General features: G+C 75.5%; 17 protein-coding genes and 1 riboswitch. Of the genes, 12 read left to right on the top strand and 5 right to left on the bottom strand.

The window, feature by feature from the left end:
- Positions 1-171: 171 nt before the first annotated feature.
- From ACH4S9_RS07740 to ACH4S9_RS07730, 3 genes are all read right to left on the bottom strand, one after another.
- Positions 172-1,635: a hypothetical protein gene (locus ACH4S9_RS07740; RefSeq protein WP_398370403.1), complete on the bottom strand. Its 1,464-nt coding sequence runs from the start codon at positions 1,633-1,635 to the stop codon at positions 172-174.
- Positions 1,636-1,743: 108 nt separating this feature from the next.
- Positions 1,744-2,883, bottom strand: a complete 1,140-nt coding sequence (locus tag ACH4S9_RS07735) for an alpha/beta hydrolase (RefSeq protein ID WP_398370401.1) — start codon at positions 2,881-2,883, stop codon at positions 1,744-1,746.
- Positions 2,884-3,060: 177 nt separating this feature from the next.
- Positions 3,061-3,774: a class II aldolase/adducin family protein gene (locus ACH4S9_RS07730; RefSeq protein WP_394816764.1), complete on the bottom strand. Its 714-nt coding sequence runs from the start codon at positions 3,772-3,774 to the stop codon at positions 3,061-3,063.
- Positions 3,775-4,113: 339 nt separating this feature from the next.
- On the opposite strand from ACH4S9_RS07730, the gene ACH4S9_RS07725 reads away from it, so the two are divergent.
- The 10 genes from ACH4S9_RS07725 to cobC all read left to right on the top strand — a co-directional run bounded on the left by ACH4S9_RS07725 (position 4,114) and on the right by cobC (position 15,794).
- Positions 4,114-5,373, top strand: a complete 1,260-nt coding sequence (locus ACH4S9_RS07725) for an anion permease (RefSeq protein WP_398370399.1) — start codon at positions 4,114-4,116, stop codon at positions 5,371-5,373.
- Positions 5,374-5,385: 12 nt separating this feature from the next.
- Positions 5,386-5,640, top strand: coding sequence for a hypothetical protein (locus tag ACH4S9_RS07720; protein ID WP_352135365.1), 255 nt, complete (start codon positions 5,386-5,388; stop codon positions 5,638-5,640).
- A gap of 203 nt (positions 5,641-5,843) precedes the next feature.
- Positions 5,844-5,979: riboswitch (cobalamin riboswitch) on the top strand.
- A gap of 143 nt (positions 5,980-6,122) precedes the next feature.
- Positions 6,123-7,205, top strand: a complete 1,083-nt coding sequence (locus tag ACH4S9_RS07715; RefSeq protein WP_398370397.1) for a cobalamin biosynthesis protein — start codon at positions 6,123-6,125, stop codon at positions 7,203-7,205.
- Complete coding sequence (locus ACH4S9_RS07710; protein WP_398370395.1) at positions 7,202-8,794, top strand: cobyric acid synthase; 1,593 nt, start codon at positions 7,202-7,204, stop codon at positions 8,792-8,794. Before ACH4S9_RS07715 ends, ACH4S9_RS07710 begins: the two co-directional genes overlap by 4 nt.
- Positions 8,795-9,032: 238 nt before the next feature.
- Complete coding sequence (locus ACH4S9_RS07705; RefSeq protein WP_398370393.1) at positions 9,033-11,162, top strand: putative cobaltochelatase; 2,130 nt, start codon at positions 9,033-9,035, stop codon at positions 11,160-11,162.
- Positions 11,162-11,767, top strand: coding sequence for a cob(I)yrinic acid a,c-diamide adenosyltransferase (gene cobO / locus ACH4S9_RS07700; RefSeq protein WP_311725000.1), 606 nt, complete (start codon positions 11,162-11,164; stop codon positions 11,765-11,767). Before ACH4S9_RS07705 ends, cobO begins: the two co-directional genes overlap by 1 nt.
- A 36-nt stretch (positions 11,768-11,803) precedes the next feature.
- Positions 11,804-13,216: a cobyrinate a,c-diamide synthase gene (locus tag ACH4S9_RS07695; RefSeq protein ID WP_398370391.1), complete on the top strand. Its 1,413-nt coding sequence runs from the start codon at positions 11,804-11,806 to the stop codon at positions 13,214-13,216.
- A gap of 32 nt (positions 13,217-13,248) precedes the next feature.
- Positions 13,249-13,722 carry a cobalamin biosynthesis protein gene (locus ACH4S9_RS07690; protein ID WP_398370389.1) on the top strand — a complete coding sequence of 158 codons (474 nt, stop codon included), beginning with the start codon at positions 13,249-13,251 and terminating at the stop codon, positions 13,720-13,722.
- Positions 13,723-13,831: 109 nt separating this feature from the next.
- Positions 13,832-14,728: a sirohydrochlorin chelatase gene (locus tag ACH4S9_RS07685; protein ID WP_398370387.1), complete on the top strand. Its 897-nt coding sequence runs from the start codon at positions 13,832-13,834 to the stop codon at positions 14,726-14,728.
- Positions 14,718-15,794 carry an Rv2231c family pyridoxal phosphate-dependent protein CobC gene (gene cobC, locus ACH4S9_RS07680; RefSeq protein WP_398370385.1) on the top strand — a complete coding sequence of 359 codons (1,077 nt, stop codon included), beginning with the start codon at positions 14,718-14,720 and terminating at the stop codon, positions 15,792-15,794. The genes ACH4S9_RS07685 and cobC overlap by 11 nt, the downstream gene beginning before the upstream one ends.
- A 92-nt stretch (positions 15,795-15,886) precedes the next feature.
- Here the strand turns inward: cobC and ACH4S9_RS07675 are convergent, their stop codons facing one another.
- The gene (locus ACH4S9_RS07675) at positions 15,887-16,804 is read right to left on the bottom strand and encodes an SCO1860 family LAETG-anchored protein (protein ID WP_311725062.1); all 918 of its coding nucleotides are present in this window, start codon (positions 16,802-16,804) and stop codon (positions 15,887-15,889) included.
- A 268-nt stretch (positions 16,805-17,072) separates the two neighbouring features.
- Positions 17,073-18,188: an amidohydrolase family protein gene (locus ACH4S9_RS07670; protein WP_398370383.1), complete on the bottom strand. Its 1,116-nt coding sequence runs from the start codon at positions 18,186-18,188 to the stop codon at positions 17,073-17,075.
- Between the two features lie 376 nt (positions 18,189-18,564).
- Between ACH4S9_RS07670 and ACH4S9_RS07665 the strand changes: the two genes are divergently transcribed.
- Positions 18,565-19,149 carry a SigE family RNA polymerase sigma factor gene (locus ACH4S9_RS07665; RefSeq protein WP_311724995.1) on the top strand — a complete coding sequence of 195 codons (585 nt, stop codon included), beginning with the start codon at positions 18,565-18,567 and terminating at the stop codon, positions 19,147-19,149.
- Entirely contained in the window at positions 19,146-19,931 is a 786-nt protein-coding gene (locus ACH4S9_RS07660; RefSeq protein WP_358849308.1) for a hypothetical protein, read from the top strand. The genes ACH4S9_RS07665 and ACH4S9_RS07660 overlap by 4 nt, the downstream gene beginning before the upstream one ends.
- Positions 19,932-19,942: the final 11 nt, after the last annotated feature.

Here is a 19,942-nt window from a genome sequence, read left to right as displayed (position 1 = left end):
GGACGGCTGGACGGACGGGCGAAAGCGGCCGACGCCGTCTAATGCACGAGGAGAATTGCCATGCGGATTAGTTTAGCGGTGCCCGCAAGCGATTTTTCCCGGCCTGTCCACCACGCGGACCGCCCCGCCCATGTGTCGTCGCCCACACCCCTCGGGCGCCGCCCGGCCTCCTCAGGCGCCGCCCGTGTGCACCTGGAAGGCCGCGCGGCGCACCGCCTTGGCGAGCGCCGGGTCGGGGTGGGCGGCGGCCAGCGCGACCAGGACGTGCACGGTGCGGGGGTGGCCCACGGCCCGTACCTCCTCGAGCAGCGCCGGGACCGTGCCCTGCACGGCGGACTCCAGATGGCGCACCAGCATCGGGCTCTCGCCGTGGTCGGCGACGGCGGCGGCCGTGTCCACCCACAGCCAGGTGGCCTCCTCACGGGTGAGCACGTCCATCGCGTCCTCCGGGTCGGCCCCCTCGTGCTCGGCCAGCCACAGCAGCGCGTACGGGCGCAGCGCGGACTCGTCGACCACGGCCCGCACGGTGGGCTCGGCGGGCGCCCCGACCACGCGCAGCGCCTCGAAGGCCAGCCCGCGCAGCAGCGCGTCGTCGCCGCGCGCGGCCTCGATGAGCTCGGTCACGGCGCTGCCGACGGGGCGGGCGGCGAGCCACGCCCGGTACTCGGCGCGGGCCGGGCCGGGGGTCAGGCCCGCGCAGCCGCGCAGCATGTCGGCGGCGGGCTGCTCGATGTTCCCGGCGGGGCTCTGGGCGGCGACGCAGATCTGCTCCAGCTTGAGCCACACCGCCCAGTTGCCGAGCGCGCTGAGCACGGCCTCGCGCTCGTCGGCCCCGTCCCTCCGGACCGCCTCGTCCGCGGCCTCCCGGGGGCCGTCGAGCACCTCGAGTGCGCCCACGGAGGCGAGTGCGTCCAGGGCCCAGTCGAGCAGCGTCTCCAGGTCGGGGGCGCCCGGCGCCGCGGCGAGCGCGGTGTCCTCGGGTCCTGAGGCGGGCGGGGCGTCGTCCGGGCCGGGGGCGGGCGCGGGGCCGTACGGCACCTCGCACCGCTCGGTGCGCAGCTCGGCGACGCGCTGCCTGAGCATGTCCAGGAGCGTCGCGACCTGCACCGGACCGGCCGACAGCTGAAGCAGGGACAGCAGCTGCGGCAGCGCCTCGACGACCTCGGCGACGGCCGTGGGCTCGGCCGTGAGCGGGGCCGGGCGGGCCAGGGACCAGGCGTCGAGCAGCGCGACCCAGCCGCGCAGCACCGCGCTGTCGTCGCTGTCCCAGGCGCGCAGCCGCCAGCCGGGGCGGGCGATGCCGCCGTGCAGCTCGATCAGGCCGACCAGACGGGCCCGGTCCCAGTCCGCCCGGACCTGTTCGGGTGGGACTCCCAGCGCGGCGGCCGCCTCGGCGACCGCCTCGGCGGAGAGCACGCCCGGGGCGCCGTGCCGGCTCGCGGCCCAGCGGGAGATCAGGACGGCCCCGGCGAGTCCCGTTCGGGCCTGCCGGGCCAGCTCCGTGGGCGGCGGAGTGCCCTCGGGCGGGCGGGGCGCAGGTCGGGAGCCTCGGTTCGGCACGGCCCGGCGGGCCGTGGCCATCGGCCGCTGGCGGACGAGTCGGAGCCGGGAGTCGCGCGGAGTACGGGACGTCACGGGAGCAGTCTCGCCCGTGACGGCCCGAAAGCCCAATCGGCACCCGTACGGCGGTAGCCGCCGCAGGTCGTGGCGGTCCGGCCGAGCCCGCCGAAAAACGGCCGCGCCTCACATCAGCGGCATCAGGAAGCGGCCCAGCATCTCCTCGTACCTCTCGGGGTCCGCGTTCCACATCGCGGCGTGCGGGGCTCGGCGGACCGGGTGAAGGGTGACCAGTTCCGAGTGGCGCCGCGCGAGTTCGCGCGAGGCGGACCAGGGGGCGATGGCGTCGTCGGGGCCGTGCATGACCAGCGTCGGCACCTTCAGCCGGTCCAGGTCGTCGGTCACGGCCGCGCCCGTCCCGGGCTGCCCGTCGTACGGCCCGGCCCGCCCCTCGGCGGCCCTGATCGCGAGCGGCAGCAGCGCGGAGGGGATGCGCCGGGCCGAGGCGAGCGCCCGCAGCGTGGCGTGCCGGTCGAGCACCGGCGAGTCCAGGACGAGCCCGCCGATCCGGTCCCGCAGCGCGGAGTTCACGGCGACGCGCAGGGCCATGGTGGCGCCGATGGACCAGCCGTACAGAATGATCCGCTCCGCGCCGTAGCGCACCGCGTAGCGGATGGCGGCGTCCAGGTCGCGCCACTCGGTGTCGCCGAGGTGTCCGATGCCGTCCTCGGGGCGGGGGGCGCCCGGGTCGCCGCGGTAGGTGATGTCGAGCACGGGGAACCGCCGCCGGTGCAGAAACGGCATGAGCGCCATGGGGTGCTCGCGGGTGGTGCCGAGGCCGTGCACGGTGATCACCCAGGACAGCCGGTCGCCGGGGACGAACCAGGCGGGCAGCGCGCCGAGTTCGCCGGGCACGTCGACGTCGGCGTGGTCGAGCCCGAGCGCGTCTTGCGGATTGCCGATGTACACCTGCGGGGTGAACCGCACCCGGGTGCCGGGGGCCAGGGTGCCGTGGGTCACCCGCTCCAGGCGGCGGACCACGCAGTCCGCGGGGTGCGGGGCGTCCTCGACGACGGGCCCGACGACGGCGTGGCAGCCGGCGCCGGCAAGGCCGTACGTGCCGGGGCGCAGCGAGGCGAGGCTGCGGGTGAGGGTGATCCGGCCGGCGTCGGTGGAGTGCACGGTGAGCGGCGGGTCGTGCGGCAGGGGCCGGTCGGGGCGTGGCTTGAGGGCAGCGTCGCTGGCGTACCGCCCGGCCGCCACCGCGGCCGCGCCGACACTGAGCATCGTGGTGGCGGCCACAACCGCCTTCGTCCGCTGGCGCATCCCTACCCAGTGTGGGCGGAGAGGGCGCCGCGGGCCAGCGGGCGTGCCCGGCCGGGTGATCGGCATGCCTGTCCGGGGGGCCGGGACCTGCGATGTCGTGCGGTGCGCGGTGAGCCTGCCCGCTTCCGGGACGCGGCCGGGCCCGGCGGCCGCGCCCTGGCTGCCCGGACCCGGGACTCAGCGGGTCTGGCCGTAACCGCGGAGCTTGTCCGCGGCGCGGCGCAGTTCGTCGGGCGGCAGGAGGGTCGGGGTGCGGCCGGGGACGGCGGCCGCGGTGAGCCAGACCCGGCACATCCACTCCAGCTGGGCGGTCCGGTCGTACGCCTGGTCCAGCGTGGCGCCATAGACGACGGTGCCGTGGTTGCGCAGCAGACAGCCACTGCGGTCGCGGAGCGCGTCGAGCATCTTCCGGGCCAACTCGTCGGTGCCGTAGAGGGCATAGCCCGCGACGCGCACCGGGCCACCGAGCGCGCCGGTCATGTAGTGGATCGCCGGAACCTCGTCGACCAGGGTGGAGACCGCCGTGGCGTGCACCGCGTGGGTGTGGACGACGGCCGCGGCGTCAGTGTGGCGGTAGACCGCGAGGTGCATGGGCAGCTCGCTGGTGGGGGCCAGCTCGCCGAGCACCTGACGCCCCTCCAGGTCGACGCCGACCGCGTCGCCCGGGCCGAGCCGGTCGTACGGGACGCCGCTCGGGGTCACCAGCACGGTGTCGCCGACCCGGGCCGAGACATTGCCGGAGGTGCCGACGACCAGGCCGTCGGCGACCGTCCTGCGGGCCGTCTCCACCACCCGCTCCCAGGCCTCCGCCAAGTCCCGCTGGTCCCGGGCCTCCCCTGGGTCCGGTCGCTCCCCGGGCCCCGTCGGCCGTGCGGTCTCCGGCTCCGTCACGATGCCTCACCTCCGGGCGCCGATCATGGCAGGCGAGGCATCCTGTACGCATCAGGGAGGGGCCGGGGGATCATCGGCGCCGCCTTCGCGCAGGTGCGTCACCCCTGAGCCCACCTCAGTTCACCTCCCGTTCACCCCATGTCCTTACGGTCGTGGTGCATGCTTCGGCTGTCGCACTGATTGCCCGGGTGTGCACCCCTTCCCCTCCCCTGGGAGGGGATTTCTGACGTGGCTGCCTCGGTGGCCTCACGACGACCAAGATGCACCACGGAATGTAGCCATCCTGCGACGCTCCGTGTCACGAAGTTCGGGGATCGCATTCCCCCACGAAGGAGTTCGATGGAACACATCACGCTTCTCATTGGGATCGTGATCGTCACGGCATTGGTGTTCGACTTCACGAACGGCTTCCACGACACGGCCAACGCCATGGCCACCACCATCTCCACGGGAGCTCTCAGCCCCCGGATCGCGGTCGCGATGTCGGCGGCCCTCAATCTCGTCGGCGCGTTCCTCTCCGTGGAGGTCGCCAAGACGATCTCCGGAGGGATCATCGACGAGGGCGCGGGGATCCAGCCCGAAGTGATCTTCGCGGGTCTGGTCGGCGCGATCGTCTGGAACCTGCTGACCTGGCTGGCCGGGCTGCCCTCCAGCTCCTCGCACGCCCTCTTCGGCGGCCTCATCGGCGCCACCCTGGTCTCCGTCGGCATGGACGGGGTCAACAGCGACAAGATCGTCATGAAGGTCCTGATCCCCGCCGTGGCCGCGCCGGTCGTGGCCGGCGTCGCCGCCCTGGTCGCGACCCGGCTCACCTACCGGCTGGCCCGCGACCGCGACCCCCAGGACACCGCGAAGGGCTACCGCGCCGGGCAGATCGCCTCGGCCGCGCTGGTCTCCCTCGCCCACGGCACCAACGACGCCCAGAAGACCATGGGTGTGATCACCCTGGCGCTGATCACGGGCGGCGTGATCGTCCCCGACTCCGACCCGCCGCTGTGGGTCATCGTCGCCGCGGGGCTGGCCATCGCGCTCGGTACGTACCTGGGCGGCTGGCGCATCATCCGCACCATGGGCAAGGGCATCACCGACATCCAGCCGCCGCAGGGCTTCGCCGCCCAGACCGGCGCCGCGACCGTCATCCTCGCCTCCTCCCACATCGGCTTCGCCCTCTCCACCACCCAGGTCTGCTCCGGCGCCGTGATGGGCGCGGGCGTCGGCCGCAAGGGCGGTGTGGTGCGCTGGTCCACCGCGGGCCGCATGGTCCTCGCCTGGGTGCTCACCCTGCCCGCCGCGGGCCTCGTCGCGGGCGGCGCGGCGCTGCTGGCGGACCAGGGCGACTGGGGCGTCACGACGGTCGCCGTGCTCGCGGTCGCCGCCTGCGCCGCGATCTGGGCGGCCTCGCGCCGCAAGCCCGTCGACCACACCAACGTCAACGACAGCACCGATGCCGGGGCGGCGCCGGCCGAGCCGGTGGGCGTCGTCACCGCCGCCCTCCAGTCCGTGGCCCCGCCGCCCGCCGGGCCGGTGGCCCCCGCCCCCGCCTCCTCCCCCTCCGCCACCCCGGCCGGCGCCTCCGCCGCCACCGGCAGCACCAGCTAAGGAAGTAACGCGATGAGCATCGACTGGGCGGCTCTCGGCCAGGTCTTCGGCGTCAGCCTCGTGGTGACCGTCGGCTTCGTGGGCGTCTTCACCCTCGGCATCCTCGGTGCCTCCCGCAAGCCCCAGCAGGCCGAGGCGGGCCAGGACACCGCCGCGGCCCCGGCGGGCGCCGGCGTCGGCGTCGGCCCCGCGCGCGCCGCCGCGTACGCCTGCTTCGCGCTGTGCGCGGCGACGGTGGCGTACGGCATCAATCTGATCGTGGCCTGACGGCCTGAACCCGCACGGCTCGGCCGTGTTCCCGCAGTAGCCACGGCCGCCGGGCCGGGCCGCGCCGACCAGCGCGGACCCGCCCGGCGGCCGTGGCGTGCGTGGCGCGTGTGGGCCTCGGCACACTCGCGCATCCCGGGGCATTCGCGAGTTGACGGCCATTCGCCGCCCATGGTGGACTTCCGGAGCCAAACGGCGGCAGGAGAGGAAGCCGGTGAGAATCCGGCGCGGTCCCGCCACTGTCACCGGGGAGCGCTCTCCCATCGCACGCACAAGTCACGGTCTCCGTACGGAGGCTGGAAGACCGGGAGAAGCGCGGATCCGGGAGCCAGGAGACTCTCACCGCCGGTCACGTCGAACCAGGGCGCGGACCCTGAGTGAGGACATACCACCATGCCCGGCACCGCCATGCCGCCGACGCCGACCCGCCCGCGGCCCGAACTCCACGCCCCGACGCGCCGAGGCACGACGGCGGACTGACGATGGGTGCCGATCACGCCTCGTACGCGTGCGGCGCCGCCCTCGGCTTCCTCGGCGACCTCGCCACGGGCGATCCGCGCCGCGGCCACCCCGTGGCCGCGTTCGGGCGCGCCGCCCTGGCCGTCGAGCGGCTGCTGTGGCGCGACCACCGCGGATCCGGGGCCCTGTACGCCGCGCTGTGCGCGGGCGGCGCGGCCGCGGGGGCCGCGCTTTCGGTGCGCGCCGTACGGGCTTTGGGCGGCGGCGCCTTGGGGGTCCCCTCCCGCGCCGCGCACACCGTGCTGACCGCCTCCGCCACCTGGGCCGTGCTCGGCGGGACCACGCTGGGCCGGGAGGCGCGGGCCGTCGGCGGCGCGCTGGCCGCCGGGGACCTGGACGCCGCCCGGCGGCGGCTGCCGCACCTGTGCGGCCGCGACCCGCAGGCGCTGGACGAGCGGCAGATCGCGCGCGCGGTCGTCGAGTCGGTCGCCGAGAACACCTCGGACGCCGTCGTGGGCGCGCTGGTGTGGGGGGCCGTCGGCGGGGTGCCGGGCCTGGTCGGCTTCCGGGCCGTCAACACCCTGGACGCGATGGTTGGCCACAAGTCGCCGCGCTACCGGCGGTTCGGCTGGGCCGCGGCCCGGCTGGACGACCTCGCCGGCTGGCCCGGCGCACGGCTCACCGCGACGCTGGCCACGCTGGCCGGGCCCGACCCGCGCGGCGCGCGGCGCGCCTGGCTCCGCGAGGGCCACCGCCATCCGAGCCCCAACGCGGGCCCGGTGGAGGCCGCGTTCGCGGGCGCGCTCGGCGTACGGCTGGGCGGCACTCTCGCGTACGGCGGCCGCGTCGAGCACCGGCCGGTGCTCAACCCCGGCGGGCGGGCGGTGGAGGCCGCCGACATCGAGCGCGCGGTACGGCTGTCGCGGCGCGTCGGCGCCCTGGCGCTCGGCGTGTCCGTCGGGGCCCGGCTGGCGGTGGGGGCGGCGCTGGGGCCGTCCCGTGCCCCACATGGCGCGCTCGCCCGCTGGGCACGGTCCTTGCGGGCGGACGGACCCGGACCGGGCAGGACGGCGCGGCCCGCGGCCGCGGGGAGGGATGGCATATGAGCGGCATACCCAGCAGGGGCGGCGGCGGCCTGCTCGTCGCGGGCACCACTTCGGACGCGGGCAAGAGCGTCGTCACGGCCGGGATCTGCCGATGGCTCAGCCGTAAGGGCGTCAGCGTCGCGCCGTTCAAGGCACAGAACATGTCGCTCAACTCCTTCGTGACCCGCGACGGCGCGGAGATCGGCCGCGCCCAGGCCATGCAGGCCGCGGCCGCGCGCGTCGAGCCGAGCGCGCTGATGAACCCGGTGCTCCTCAAGCCGGGCAGCGACCGCAGCAGCCAGGTGGTGCTGCTGGGCAGGCCGGTGGGCGAGCTGAGCGCGCGCGGGTATTTCGGGGGGTCTGGGGGGGCGTCCCCCGGGGAAAAGCAGCACTCAGGGCGCCAGGAGACGCTGCTGGGCACCGTCACCGAGTGCCTGGCCGAGCTGCGGCGCACACACGACGCGGTGATCTGCGAGGGCGCGGGCAGCCCCGCCGAAATCAACCTGCGCCGCACCGACATCGTCAACCTGGGTCTCGCCCGGGCCGCCCGGCTGCCGGTCGTCGTGGTCGGGGACATCGACCGCGGCGGCGTCTTCGCGTCCTTCTTCGGCACGACCGCGCTGCTCTCCGAGGCCGACCAGCGGCTCGTCGCGGGCTATCTGGTGAACAAGTTCCGCGGCGATGTGACCCTGCTGGAGCCGGGCCTGGAGATGCTGCGCGGCCTGACCGGCCGCCCGACCATGGGCGTGCTGCCGTACGCGCACGGGCTCGGCATCGACGAGGAGGACGGCCTGCGTGTCTCGCTGCGCGGGACGGTGCGCGAGAGCGTCGTCGCGCCGCCGCACGGCGCGGACATCCTGCGGGTCGCGGTCGCCGCGGTGCCGCTCATGTCGAACTTCACGGACGTGGACGCGCTGGCCGCGGAGCCGGGCGTGGTCGTGCGGTTCGTGGACCGGCCGGAGGAGCTGACCGACGCCGACCTGGTGGTGCTGCCCGGCACCCGCGGGACCGTACGGGCCCTGGAGTGGCTGCGCGAGCGCGGGCTGGCGGCGGCGATCGCGCGGCGGGCCGCCGAGGGTCGCCCGGTGCTGGGCATCTGCGGCGGCTTCCAGATGCTCGGCGAGCGCATCGAGGACGAGGTCGAGTCGCGGGCCGGGACGGTCGAGGGGCTGGGGCTGTTGCCCGTACGGGTGCGGTTCGCGGTGCACAAGACCCTGGCGCGGCCGGTCGGCGAGGCGCTCGGCGAGCGGGTGGAGGGCTACGAGATCCACCACGGGGTCGCCGAGTTGCTGGACGGCGCGGACGAGCCCTTCCTGGACGGCTGCCGGGTGGGCTCGGTGTGGGGCACGCACTGGCACGGCTCGCTGGAGAGCGACGGCTTCCGGCGCGCCTTCCTGCAACGGGTCGCGGACGCGGCGGGCCGGGCGTTCGTCCCGGCGCCCGACACCCGCTTCGGGGAGCTGCGCGAGGAACAGCTGGACCGCCTGGGCGACCTGATCGAGGAACACGCGGACACGGACGCGCTGCTGCGGCTCATCGAGAACGGCGTCCCGGAGGGACTGCCGTTCGTCCCACCGGGCGCCCCACCGTTCCCGCAGGAGCCCCGGTGACCCCCACAACGGCCACCAAGCCCCCCAACGGACGCACCGCCCCCGCCGCCGCGGGCCCGGCTGCGCGGGGCACGGCACTCGACCGCCACCGCCGACGCCCCGTCGCGACCGCCCCCCATGGCCCGGGGGCCCGGGGGCTCGCCCCCGGATCGGGAAGGGGCGGGGAGGGGAACAAACCCCGGGCCACCCGCCTCCGCCCACGCCGCCATCGCCCCCTCACCGCAGGAGGAACCCCCGTATGACCGCCGCCCCCTACCCCTTCACCGCGCTCGTCGGGATGGCCGACCTGCGGCTGGCGCTTCTGCTCAACGCCGTGTCACCGGCCGTGGGCGGGGTGCTGGTGCGGGGCGAGAAGGGCACCGCGAAGTCGACGGCGGTGCGGGCGCTGGCCGCCCTGCTGCCCGGCATCGACGTGGTGCCCGGCTGCCGCTTCTCCTGCGACCCCGCCGCGCCCGACCCACGCTGCCCGGACGGCCCGCACGAGCCGGGCAGCGGCACCCTCCGGCCCGCCCGGATGGTCGAGCTGCCGGTCGGCGCCTCCGAGGACCGGCTGGTCGGGGCGCTGGACATCGAGCGGGCTCTCTCAGACGGGGTGAAGGCGTTCGAGCCGGGCCTGCTGGCCGACGCGCATCGCGGCGTGCTCTACGTCGACGAGGTCAACCTGCTGCACGACCACCTGATCGACCTGCTGCTCGACGCGGCGGCCATGGGCGCCTCCTATGTGGAGCGCGAGGGCGTGTCCGTACGGCACGCGGCGCGCTTTCTGCTGGTGGGCACCATGAACCCCGAAGAGGGCGAGCTGCGGCCCCAGTTGCTGGACCGCTTCGGCCTCACGGTAGAGGTCGCGGCGTCGCGGGACACCGACGAGCGGGTCGAGGTGGTGCGGCGACGGCTGGCGTACGACGAGGATCCGGCCGCCTTCGCCGTGCGCTGGGCCGACGAGGAGGGCACGCTGCGGGAGCGCGTCGCGGCGGCGCGCGCCCTGCTGCCGCACGTGCGCCTGGGCGACGGCGCGCTGCGGCAGATCGCGGCGGTGTGCGCGGCGTTCGAGGTGGACGGGATGCGCGCGGACATCGTGACGGCGCGAACGGCGACGGCGCTGGCGGCGTGGGCGGGGCGTACGGAGGTGACCGCCGAGGACGTGCGGCAGGCCGCGCTGCTGTCGCTGCCGCACCGGCGCCGGCGGGCGCCGTTCGACGCGCCGGGACTGGACGAGGACAAGCTCGACGAGGTGCTGCGCGAGTCCGGCGGCGCGGACGACGACCCGGAACCGGACCCGGATCCGGGCGACGGGCCCGAGGGGCAGGAAGGGCCGGACGGACCAGACGAGGGACCGGGCGGGCCGGGCGGGCCGGGCGGCGGACAGCCGCCGCAGGGCGCGCCGGAGCAGGCGCCGCCGCAGACCGGGCCCTCCGTCCCGGAACAGCGCACGGGCTCCGACGGTCCGGAGGCCGCGGGCGAGACGCCCGGTGCCAACGCCGCCGGGCCCGGCGGCGAACGCGCCGCCGTCGGCGCGGCCGAGCCGTTCCGGACGCGGCGGCTCGACGTGCCGGGGCTCGGCGAGGGCGCGGCGGGGCGGCGGTCGCGCGCCCGCACCGCCCACGGCCGCACCACCGGCGCTCGCCGCCCGCGCGGGACGCTGGCCAAGCTGCACCTGTCGGCGACCGTACGGGCGGCCGCTCCGCACCAGCGCGCACGCGGACGCCAGGGCCCGGGTCTCGTCGTGCGCCGTGACGACCTGCGGGAGGCGGTGCGCGAGGGGCGCGAGGGCAACCTGGTGCTGTTCGTGGTGGACGCCTCGGGGTCGATGGCCGCGCGGAAGCGCATGAGCGCCGTCAAGGGCGCCGTGCTGTCGCTGCTGTTGGACGCCTACCAGCGGCGGGACAAAGTCGGCCTGATCACCTTCCGGGGAGCGGAAGCCGCCCTGACGCTGCCGCCCACCTCGTCGGTGGACGCGGGCGCGGCCCGGCTGGAGAGGCTGCCGACCGGCGGGCGCACCCCGCTGGCCGCCGGGCTGCTGAAGGCCCGCGAGGTGCTGCGGATCGAGCGGCTGCGGGACCCGTCGCGCCGTCCGCTGCTGGTCGTGGTGACGGACGGGCGGGCCACGGGCGGACCGGACCCGGTGGCCAGGGCCGGGCGCGCGGCGCGGCTGCTGGCCGACGACGGGGTCGCCTCGGTGGTGGTGGACTGCGAGTCGGGGCCCGTCCGGCTGGGCCTGGCGGGCGCGCTGGCCCGCGAACTGCGCGGCACGCCGGTGACGCTCGACGAACTGCGCGCCGACAGCATGACCGCGCTGGTGCGCGACGTCCGCACCGCACCCGATACACGAACCGCACGAACCGCGCGAAAGACATGGAGGGCCGCCTGATGCCGCAGGGACAACCGACCGTCGTGCCCGACGACGGGCTGACCACCCGGCAGCGCCGCAACCGGCCGCTGGTGCTTGTGCACACGGGCGTCGGCAAGGGGAAGTCGACGGCCGCGTTCGGACTGGCGCTGCGGGCGTGGAACCAAGGATGGCCGGTCGGTGTATTTCAGTTTGTGAAGTCGGCGAAGTGGCGGGTCGGCGAGGAGCGGGCGCTGCGCGTCCTCGGCGAGTCGGGAGAAGGGGGGACGGTCGCATGGCACAAGATGGGCGAGGGCTGGTCGTGGCTCCAGCGCGGTCAGCAGGACGCCATCTCCAGCGAGGAGGCGGCGCGCGAGGGGTGGGAGCAGGTCAAGCGGGATCTCGCGGCGGAGACATACCGGCTGTATGTGCTGGACGAGTTCGCGTACCCCATGCACTGGGGCTGGGTGGACACCGAGGAGGTCGTCTCGGTGCTGCGCGACCGGCCCGGGACCCAGCACGTGGTCATCACGGGGCGTAACGCACCGGAGCGGCTGCTGGACTTCGCGGATCTGGTCACCGACATGTCCAAGGTCAAGCACCCGATGGACGCCGGTCAGAAGGGGCAGCGGGGCATCGAGTGGTGAGGGTTCACATGGGAGGCGGTCAATGGTGAGGGCTCAGTGGTGAGCGTGCCGCGCCTGGTCATCGCCGCGCCCGCCTCCGGCAGCGGCAAGACCACGGTGGCCATGGGCCTGATGGCCGCCTTCGCGGAGCGCGGTCTCGATGTGTCGCCGCACAAGGTCGGCCCGGACTATATCGACCCCGGCTATCACGCCCTGGCCGTCTCGTCCCCGGCCCGCTCCGGGCGTGCGGTGCGCCCGGGCCGGAATCTGGACGCGTATCTGTGCGGGCCGGAGCGGATCGCCCCGCTGTTTCTGCACGGGGCGGCCGGTTGTGACCTGGCGGTCGTCGAGGGCGTGATGGGGCTGTACGACGGGGCGGCCGGGCAGGGCGAGCTGGCGTCGACGGCGCATGTGGCGAAGCTGCTGCGCGCGCCGGTGGTGCTGGTCGTCGACGCCTCGTCGCAGTCCCGCTCGGTGGCGGCGCTGGTGCACGGCTTCGCGTCCTGGGACCCAGAGGTGCGGGTGGCCGGGGTGATCCTCAACAAGGTGGGCTCGGACCGCCACGAGGAGCTGCTGCGCGAGGCGCTGGGCGAGTCGGGGGTGCCGGTGCTCGGCGCGCTGCGGAGGGTGCGCGCGGTGCGCGCCCCAAGCCGCCACCTCGGGCTGGTGCCGGTGGCCGAGCGGCGGGCCGAGGCGGTCGAGTCCGTGGCCGCGCTGGCCGAGCGGGTGCGCGAGGGCTGTGACCTCGAGGGCCTGCTGGCCCTGGCGCGCAGCGCGCCACCGCTGGCGGACCCGCCCTGGGACCCGGAGCGGGAGACCGCTCCCGCGCGCGGCGGCGCGGAGGCGGACGCCGGCGGGGCGCGGCCGGTCGTCGCGCTGGCGGGCGGGGCGGCCTTCACCTTCTCGTACGCGGAGCACGCCGAGCTGCTCACCGCGGCGGGTGCGGAGGTGGTGCCCTTCGACCCGCTGCGGGACGAGCGCCTCCCGCCCGGCACCGCGGGCCTGGTGATCGGCGGCGGCTTCCCGGAGGTGTACGCACCGGAGCTGTCGGCGAACGAGCCGCTGCGCCGGGCGGTGGCGGAGCTCGCGGCGGCCGGAGCGCCCATGGCCGCCGAGTGCGCGGGGCTGCTGTATCTGGCGCGCTCGCTGGACGGCGAGCCGATGTGCGGGGTGCTCCCCGCCGAGGCGCGCATGTCGGAGCGGCTGACGCTGGGGTACCGCGAGGCGGTGGCGATCGGCGACAGCGCGCTCGCCGCCGCGGGGACCCGGGTCCGCGGGCATGAGTTCCACCGCACCGCGGTGGAGCCGGGCGCGGGTCTGGAGCCCGCGTGGGGGCTGGTCCGCCCGGGGCGCCGTGTGGAGGGGTTCGTCCAGGGCGGTGTGCATGCGTCGTATCTGCATGTGCACTGGGCGGCGATGCCGGACGCGGCGGTCCGGTTCCTCGCCGGCTGCGCGCCGCGGAGCGGGTGAGGGGGCGGGAATTGCGGCAGGAAGTGGAGAGCGTGACCCGCTCCCCCGGCCACCGCTGGGCCGATGCGCCCCCAGCGGCACGCCCACGGCTTGTCGTCGGGGTCGGTGCCGGGCGCGGCGTGTCCGTCGGGGAAGTGGCCGGGCTCATCCGGCGGACGCTGGCCGGGGCGGGGCTTTCGGAGGGCGCGGTGGTGGAGTTGGCCACGGTCGAGGCCAAGGCCGCCGAGCCGGGGCTGGTCGCCGCGGCGGCCCGGCTCGGCGTGCCGCTGCGGGGCTACGGGGCCGCGGCGCTGGCCTCCGTCGCGGTGCCGGGCCCGTCGGGGGCCGTGCTGTCCGCCGTGGGGACGCCGAGCGTCGCCGAGGCGGCGGCCCTGCTCGCCGCGGGGCCGGGGGGCGAACTGCTCGTGGCCAAGCGGAAGTCGGAGCCGCACGGCTGTCCCGCGCGCGCCACCTGCGCCGTCGCGCTCCGCCCGGGCGCGGCGGTCAAACACCCGCAGGGCGGGTAGGGATGACCTGCCTTCACACCGCCCGACCGACCTCAGTAACGTCTCGGGTCGGGATCCCAACCCCCGCACCGCACTGTGCCACCCGCACCACCAGCACCAAGGAGACCTCGTGACGACCCCGCCCGCGCTGCTCATCGCTGGCATCGGCACCCGTGACGAGAGGCGCACCGACGCCTTTCGCGACTTCGTACGGGAGTTGGGCGCCCACAATCCCGGCCTGCCCGTCGCGGGCGGACTGACCGGCCAGGGCAGATTTCCGCTGGGCGACGCGGTGGCCGGACTCGCCGAGGAAGGCGTGACCCGGTTCGCCGTCGTGCCGCTGACGTTGATCCCCACCGAGCGCGCGGAGCAGGACCTCACCGCCGCGCTGGACCGCGAGCTGGAGCTGCGCCCCGGCTCGTCGTTCGTCCGCGCCCGCCCGCTCGGCCCGCACCCCCGGCTGCTGACCATGCTGGAGCGCCGCTTGGACGAGGCGCTGGGCGACCGCCCCCGCTCCCCCTCCGACCGGGCGGAGACCACCGTCCTGCTGGTGGGCTCCGGCTCGGTCTTCCCCGAAGCCAACGCCGAGGTGCACCGGGCCGCCCGGCTGCTGTGGGAGGGCCGCGGCTTCGCCGGTGTGGAGACGGCCTTTGTCTCGCTGGCCGCGCCGGATGTGGCCTCGGGCCTGGACCGCTGTGCGCTGCTGGGGGCGCGGCGGGTCGTTCTGCTGCCGTACTTCCTGTTCGCGGGGGTGTCGCTGGACCGGGCCCAGCAGCAGGCGGAGGGATGGTCGCTGGCCCACCCGGACATCGAGCTGCTGACCGCCGATGTGCCGGGTCCCGTGGAGGAGCTGGCGAAGCTGGTCATGGAGCGCTACCGGGAGGTGGCCGGGGAGCAGCTCACGGAGGAAGCCGCAGGGGAGGCCGGAGACGAGGCCAAGGAGCAGGCCGGGGACGCGGCAGGCTGCCCGGCCGGCGTTCCCTCGCAGGAGAGCCGTCGCGCCGGCTCCCCCGTCGATGTCCGCTGAACAGCCCGACGTGCCCGCCGGGTTCGACCCGCGCCATCTGCGTCACCACGGTGACGCGGAGGTGCGGGGCTCCGGCCCCGAGCTGACGGACCTCGCGGTCAATGTCCGGGCCGACACGCCTCCCGGCTGGCTCAAGGCCCGGCTGGCCGCCGCGGTCGACGGCCTCGCCGCCTACCCGGACGGCCGCGCGGCGCGGCGCGCGGTCGCCGAGCGCCATGGTGTGCCGGAGGCGCGGGTGCTGCTGACGGCGGGCGCGGCGGAGGCGTTCGTGCTGCTCGCACGGGCCCTCCCGGTGCGGCGCCCGGTCGTGGTGCACCCGCAGTTCACCGAGCCGGAGGCCGCGCTGCGGGACGCCGGGCACCGGGTGGAGCGGGTGGTGCTGAACGCGCGGGACGGCTTCCGGCTGGACCCGGGCGCGGTGCCGCTCGAGGCGGATCTGGTGGTGGTCGGCAACCCCACCAACCCGACGTCCGTGCTGCACCCGGCCGCCGCGGTGGCCGCCCTGGCCCGCCCGGGGCGGACGCTGGTGGTGGACGAGGCGTTCATGGACGCGGTGCCCGGCGAGCGGGAGTCGCTCGCCGCCCGCACCGATGTGCCCGGTCTTGTCGTGCTGCGCAGCCTCACCAAGACCTGGGGGCTGGCGGGGCTGCGGATCGGCTATCTGCTCGCGGAGCCGGATACGGTCGCGGCGCTGGAGCGGGCGCAGCCGCTGTGGCCGGTGTCCTCACCGGCCCTGGCGGCGGCTGAGGCGTGCAGTGCGCCCGCCGCGCTCGCCGAGGCGGCGCGCGCGGCGGACACCATCGCCGCCGACCGGGCTCATCTGGCCGCCCGGCTGGCCGAGTTCGAGGACATCCGGGTGTGTGCTCCGGCCGCCGGACCCTTCCTGCTGATCCACCTGCCGGAGGCCACCGCGGTCCGCGCCCGCCTGCGCGAGTTCGGTTTCGCGGTGCGGCGCGGTGACACCTTTCCGGGACTGGGCCCGGACTGGCTGCGGCTCGCGGTCCGCGACCCGGCCACGACCGACAGCTTTATCACCGCCCTGGCGAAGGCCCTGGCCGACCGCTGACCGGCCGACCGCTGACGGGCCGACCGCTGACCGGCGCGGGGCGCCGCGCGACGGGTGGCCCGCCGCGCGACGCCCCGGTCGGCCGGTCCGCGTCAGGCTGCGTCGCCCGGCACGGCGGTGCGACGGCGGCGGGCCAGGGCGACGGCGCCGCCGCCCAGGGCCAGCAGGGCCGCGCCGCCACCCACGAGGTACGGCGTGGTGGAGCTGCCCCCGGTCTCGGCCAGGTGTTCCGGCTTCGGTTCCGCGCCGGCCTGGGAGCCGACCTGCGGGGCGCCCGGCGCCTCACAGGTCGCCTCGGCGAGGGTGACCTTCCCCTCGACCTCGGAGACGTTCAGCTTGAGCGGGTTCACCGAAACCGCCAGGCGAAGCGCCGTGGCCGCGGCGGTGCGGGACGTGGTCGAGGTGCGCGACAGGTCGAGCCGCACCGTGCCGACCCCCGGCACGTCGACCGTGGTCGTACCGCTGGAGGCGAGGTTGACCTTCTTGCCGAGCACGACCACGCTGCCCAGCACATTGGACGTGGCGGTGGGCCGCTTTCCGGCCTGACACACCGCCTTCGAGGTGACCTGCTGGACCTCGATCAGCGGCACCGCCGGCAGCCCGGGGAGGTGCACTTTGGCGTGCGCGAGGTTGGCGTACCCCTCGGCACGGGACTTGTCGACGGTGCCACGTGCGGTGGCCACATCCGCGCGCAGGACGTTGAACGGCTTTCCCCCTTCGACGCCGTCCAGTGTCGCGCTGAGCGCGGTCTTGTTGGCGGATGCCGGCGCGCGCACCTCGTTGAGGGCGAGCGCCAGCGGAGCCTTGACCGTCTTGTTGAGCAGCGAAACGCTCAGGTCGGTGCGGAGCACGGTCGCACCGGCTCCGCCCGTCGTGTGCGTGCTCGTCTTGGCAGCGGATCCGCCGGTCTTGCCGTCGCCGTCGGTGGCGTGCGCCGCACCCGCGGGCAGCAGGCCCAGGACGGAGACGGCGGCAGCGGCCGTGGCGGCCGCCAGGCGGCGGGCGGGCATGCCGGAGTAGTTGTTGGTGGAACAGGACACGTGAGTGGACCCCCACAGGAGACATGGAGCCGCCGGCGACTCGCCACGGGGGGACACCACGGGCGCCGACGGCATCGACCCCGCAATATTTGCGGCACGTCGAGCCAACTGGCAGGTTCATGGGGTCAGTTCACCCCAACGGGTGCCACTCGCCGATGCGTTCGATCTCCTGGATCCGTCGGACACATCCGAGTCACACCCGCCGCATCTGCCACACCGGCCACGCGGTCCTGTTCTCTCAGCAGATCACCCGCCCGCGCAGCACCACCCGCCGCGGCGCCGTCAGCACCCGCACATCGGCCCGCGGGTCGGACTCGTACACGACGAGGTCCGCGGATGCGCCCTCGGTGAGCCCGGGGCGCCCGAGCCAGGCCCGCGCGCCCCAGGTGGCCGCCGAGAGCGCGGCGGTCGCCGGGATGCCGGCCTTGACCAGTTCGGCGACCTCCAGGCCGACCAGGCCGTGCGGCAGCGAACCGCCCGCGTCGGTGCCGGTGTAGATGGGCACGCCCGCGTCGTAGGCCGCGCGCACGGTGTCGTAACGTCGATCGTGCAGCCGCCGCATGTGGTCCGCCCAGCGCGGGAACCTCTCCTCCCCGGCCATCGCCAGCTTGGGGAACGTGGCGATGTTGACCAGGGTCGGGACGATCGCCACGCCCCGCTCCGCGAAGAGCGGGATGGTCTCCTCGGTCAGCCCCGTGGCGTGCTCGACGCAGTCGATCCCCGCCTCGACCAGCGGAGCCAGCGTCTCCTCCGCGAAGCAGTGCGCGGTGACCCGGGCGCCCAGCCGGTGTGCCTCGGCGATGGCCGCCTCGGCCGCCGCGCGCGGCCAGCAGGCCGCCAGGTCCCCGCGCTCCCGGTCGATCCAGTCGCCGACCAGCTTGACCCAGCCGTCCCCGCGCCGCGCCTCCCGCGCCACATACGCCACCAGCTCCTCGGGCTCGATCTCATGGGCGTAGTTGCGGATGTAGCGCTTGGTCCGGGCGATGTGGCGGCCTGCTCGGATGATGCGGGGCAGGTCGTCGCGGTCGTCGATCCAGCGGGTGTCGGCGGGCGACCCGGCATCCCGCAGCAGCAGCGCCCCGGCGTCCCGCTCGGTCAGCGCCTGCTTCTCACTGGTCGAGTCGTCGACGGCGCCGTGTGTGTCCAGCCCGACGTGGCAGTGCGCGTCCACGAGCCCGGGCAGCACCCACCCCTCGACGATCCGCACATCCCGGGCGGCGGTCGGCCGGTCGTAGGTGATCTTCCCGTCCACGACCCACAGTTCGTCCCTGATGTCCATGTCCCAGGCGGAGCCCCCGGCGTCCGGCCCGACGACCACCCTGCCCTTGATGTGCAGCACCGCGCTATCCCTCATGCTCGCACTGTACGAGACTTCGCCGACGCTCTGACCGGCCATTTCCCAGGGTCCGGAACGGCGCCACTCGTACAACACGAGGAGCGCTGCTACGCTCACGCAACCCAGGACGAGGGGAAGTGAGGAGGCCCGAGTGAGCGCTCCCACCGATGACCCGGCCGCCGTACACCCCGCACCACCCGCGGCACTGCCGGAGTCACCGGAGAACCCGCCCCCGGCCACCGCTGGTGGGGGTCCCCCCAGCGGTAGCCGGGGGCGCCCCCTGCCGGACTTACCGGCGGCCACCCCGCCGGACCTGGCACCCGATCCGGCACCGAGTCCGGCACCCGCCCCCGCAGTCGCCCCGGCACTCGCTCCGGCAGCCGGTTCGTCATCCGTGCCCGACGCGCCGCCTGACATCCAGGCGGAATTCCGGGACTTCTTCGAACGGCACCACGCCGAACTGGCCCGCCTCGCCCACCTGCTGCTCGGCAGCTCGGACGGCGCGGACGACCTCGCCGCCGACGCGCTGGTCGCCGTGTGGCACCAGTGGGAGCGGGTGCGCGCCGCCGACCACCCCGCCGCGTACGCCCGGGGCGTGGTCGCCAACCTGGCACGCTCCCGGATCCGCAGCCTGGTCCGCGAGCGCCGCCGGGTGGCGCTCTTCTCGTCCCAGCGCGCCGACCATGTCGACGACCCGGACATCTCCGCCGTGGTGGACGTCCAGGCCGCGCTGGTGCGGCTGCCGTTCCGCAAGCGCGCCTGCGTGGTGCTGCGCCACGCCTTCGACCTGTCGGAGCGGGAGACGGCGCGCACGCTCGGCATCTCGGTGGGCACGGTCAAGAGCCAGACCTCGCGCGGTATCGCGGAGCTGGAGCGGCTGCTCGGCTCGGCGCACGGCGGCGGGCAGCAGCCGGTGCCGGGCACACCGGAGACCGTAAGGAAGCTCCACCCTGGCCATGCGGGAGGGAACGGTCGATGATCGACCACCGCGAGCGGCACGACCGGATCGATGTCGCCGCCGAACTGCGCACCGCGGCCGAGTCCCACCGGCCGGACCGGGCCCGGATGCTGGCCCGGGTGACCGCGGGCATGGCGACGGACGGACGGCGCCGCCCCGAGCGCGGGGCCGCCCGTCCGTGGACCCGGGTGGCGGGCCCGGTCGCCGGGCTCGCGGCGGCGGTGGCCGCCGCGGGGATCGTGGTGCTGGCCACGGAGCCGACCCAGCGGCCGCAGACCGTACGGACGTCGAGCGAGCCCGCCGTCCCGCCGGCGGGGCAGGACAACGGGAGCGGACGGGGGACGACGGACGACGGGTCACAGCGGCGCACCCCGACCGCCTCCCCCACCGCGGTCGGTCCAAACCACCTCGCCGACCCGGTGGTGCGTTCTCAAGGCGAGATCAACCCGGGGTCCAACCCGTACTGGGCGCAGAGCGATGTGATCGTGAAGACCGGCAAGCCGCTGACCTCGCTGACCGTCGAGCTGCGGGTGGCGCACACCGGAGGGGTGCTCACCACCGGCTCCTGGAGCACGCTGCCCACCGACGACCTGACCGTCTCGGTGCGCAGCGAGGGCAGCGCGCTGGTGTACCGCTGGACGCTGAAGGACGGGGCCACGGTGCCCGCGGGGCGGCATGTCTTCGCCGGGCAGTACAACCACGCGGAGGGCGACCGGAACATCGCCGGGGACGCCTACTCGGCCTCCGGCAACGGCCCCTCGGGCGCGTTCGCCGTCCGGGGCCGATTCCGCACGGCCAAGTGAGCCAAAGTAAA

Origin of the sequence: Streptomyces sp. NPDC021225, assembly GCF_044332865.1 — a bacterium.
In the GTDB taxonomy this organism is placed as follows: Bacteria; Actinomycetota; Actinomycetes; order Streptomycetales; family Streptomycetaceae; genus Streptomyces.
The sequence above is the reverse complement of the archived record's forward strand: the minus strand, read 5'-3'. Positions and strand labels throughout refer to the sequence as shown.

Coding starts and splice junctions, on each gene's coding strand:
- ACH4S9_RS07670 (WP_398370383.1), bottom strand. CDS start 18,188: ATGAGGGATAGCGCGGTGCTGCACATCAAGGGCAGGGTGGTCGTCGGG.
- ACH4S9_RS07660 (WP_358849308.1), top strand. CDS start 19,146: ATGATCGACCACCGCGAGCGGCACGACCGGATCGATGTCGCCGCCGAA.
- ACH4S9_RS07675 (WP_311725062.1), bottom strand. CDS start 16,804: ATGCCCGCCCGCCGCCTGGCGGCCGCCACGGCCGCTGCCGCCGTCTCC.
- ACH4S9_RS07705 (WP_398370393.1), top strand. CDS start 9,033: ATGACCGCCGCCCCCTACCCCTTCACCGCGCTCGTCGGGATGGCCGAC.
- ACH4S9_RS07720 (WP_352135365.1), top strand. CDS start 5,386: ATGAGCATCGACTGGGCGGCTCTCGGCCAGGTCTTCGGCGTCAGCCTC.
- ACH4S9_RS07735 (WP_398370401.1), bottom strand. CDS start 2,883: ATGCGCCAGCGGACGAAGGCGGTTGTGGCCGCCACCACGATGCTCAGT.
- cobO (WP_311725000.1), top strand. CDS start 11,162: ATGCCGCAGGGACAACCGACCGTCGTGCCCGACGACGGGCTGACCACC.
- ACH4S9_RS07725 (WP_398370399.1), top strand. CDS start 4,114: ATGGAACACATCACGCTTCTCATTGGGATCGTGATCGTCACGGCATTG.
- ACH4S9_RS07715 (WP_398370397.1), top strand. CDS start 6,123: ATGGGTGCCGATCACGCCTCGTACGCGTGCGGCGCCGCCCTCGGCTTC.
- cobC (WP_398370385.1), top strand. CDS start 14,718: ATGTCCGCTGAACAGCCCGACGTGCCCGCCGGGTTCGACCCGCGCCAT.
- ACH4S9_RS07710 (WP_398370395.1), top strand. CDS start 7,202: ATGAGCGGCATACCCAGCAGGGGCGGCGGCGGCCTGCTCGTCGCGGGC.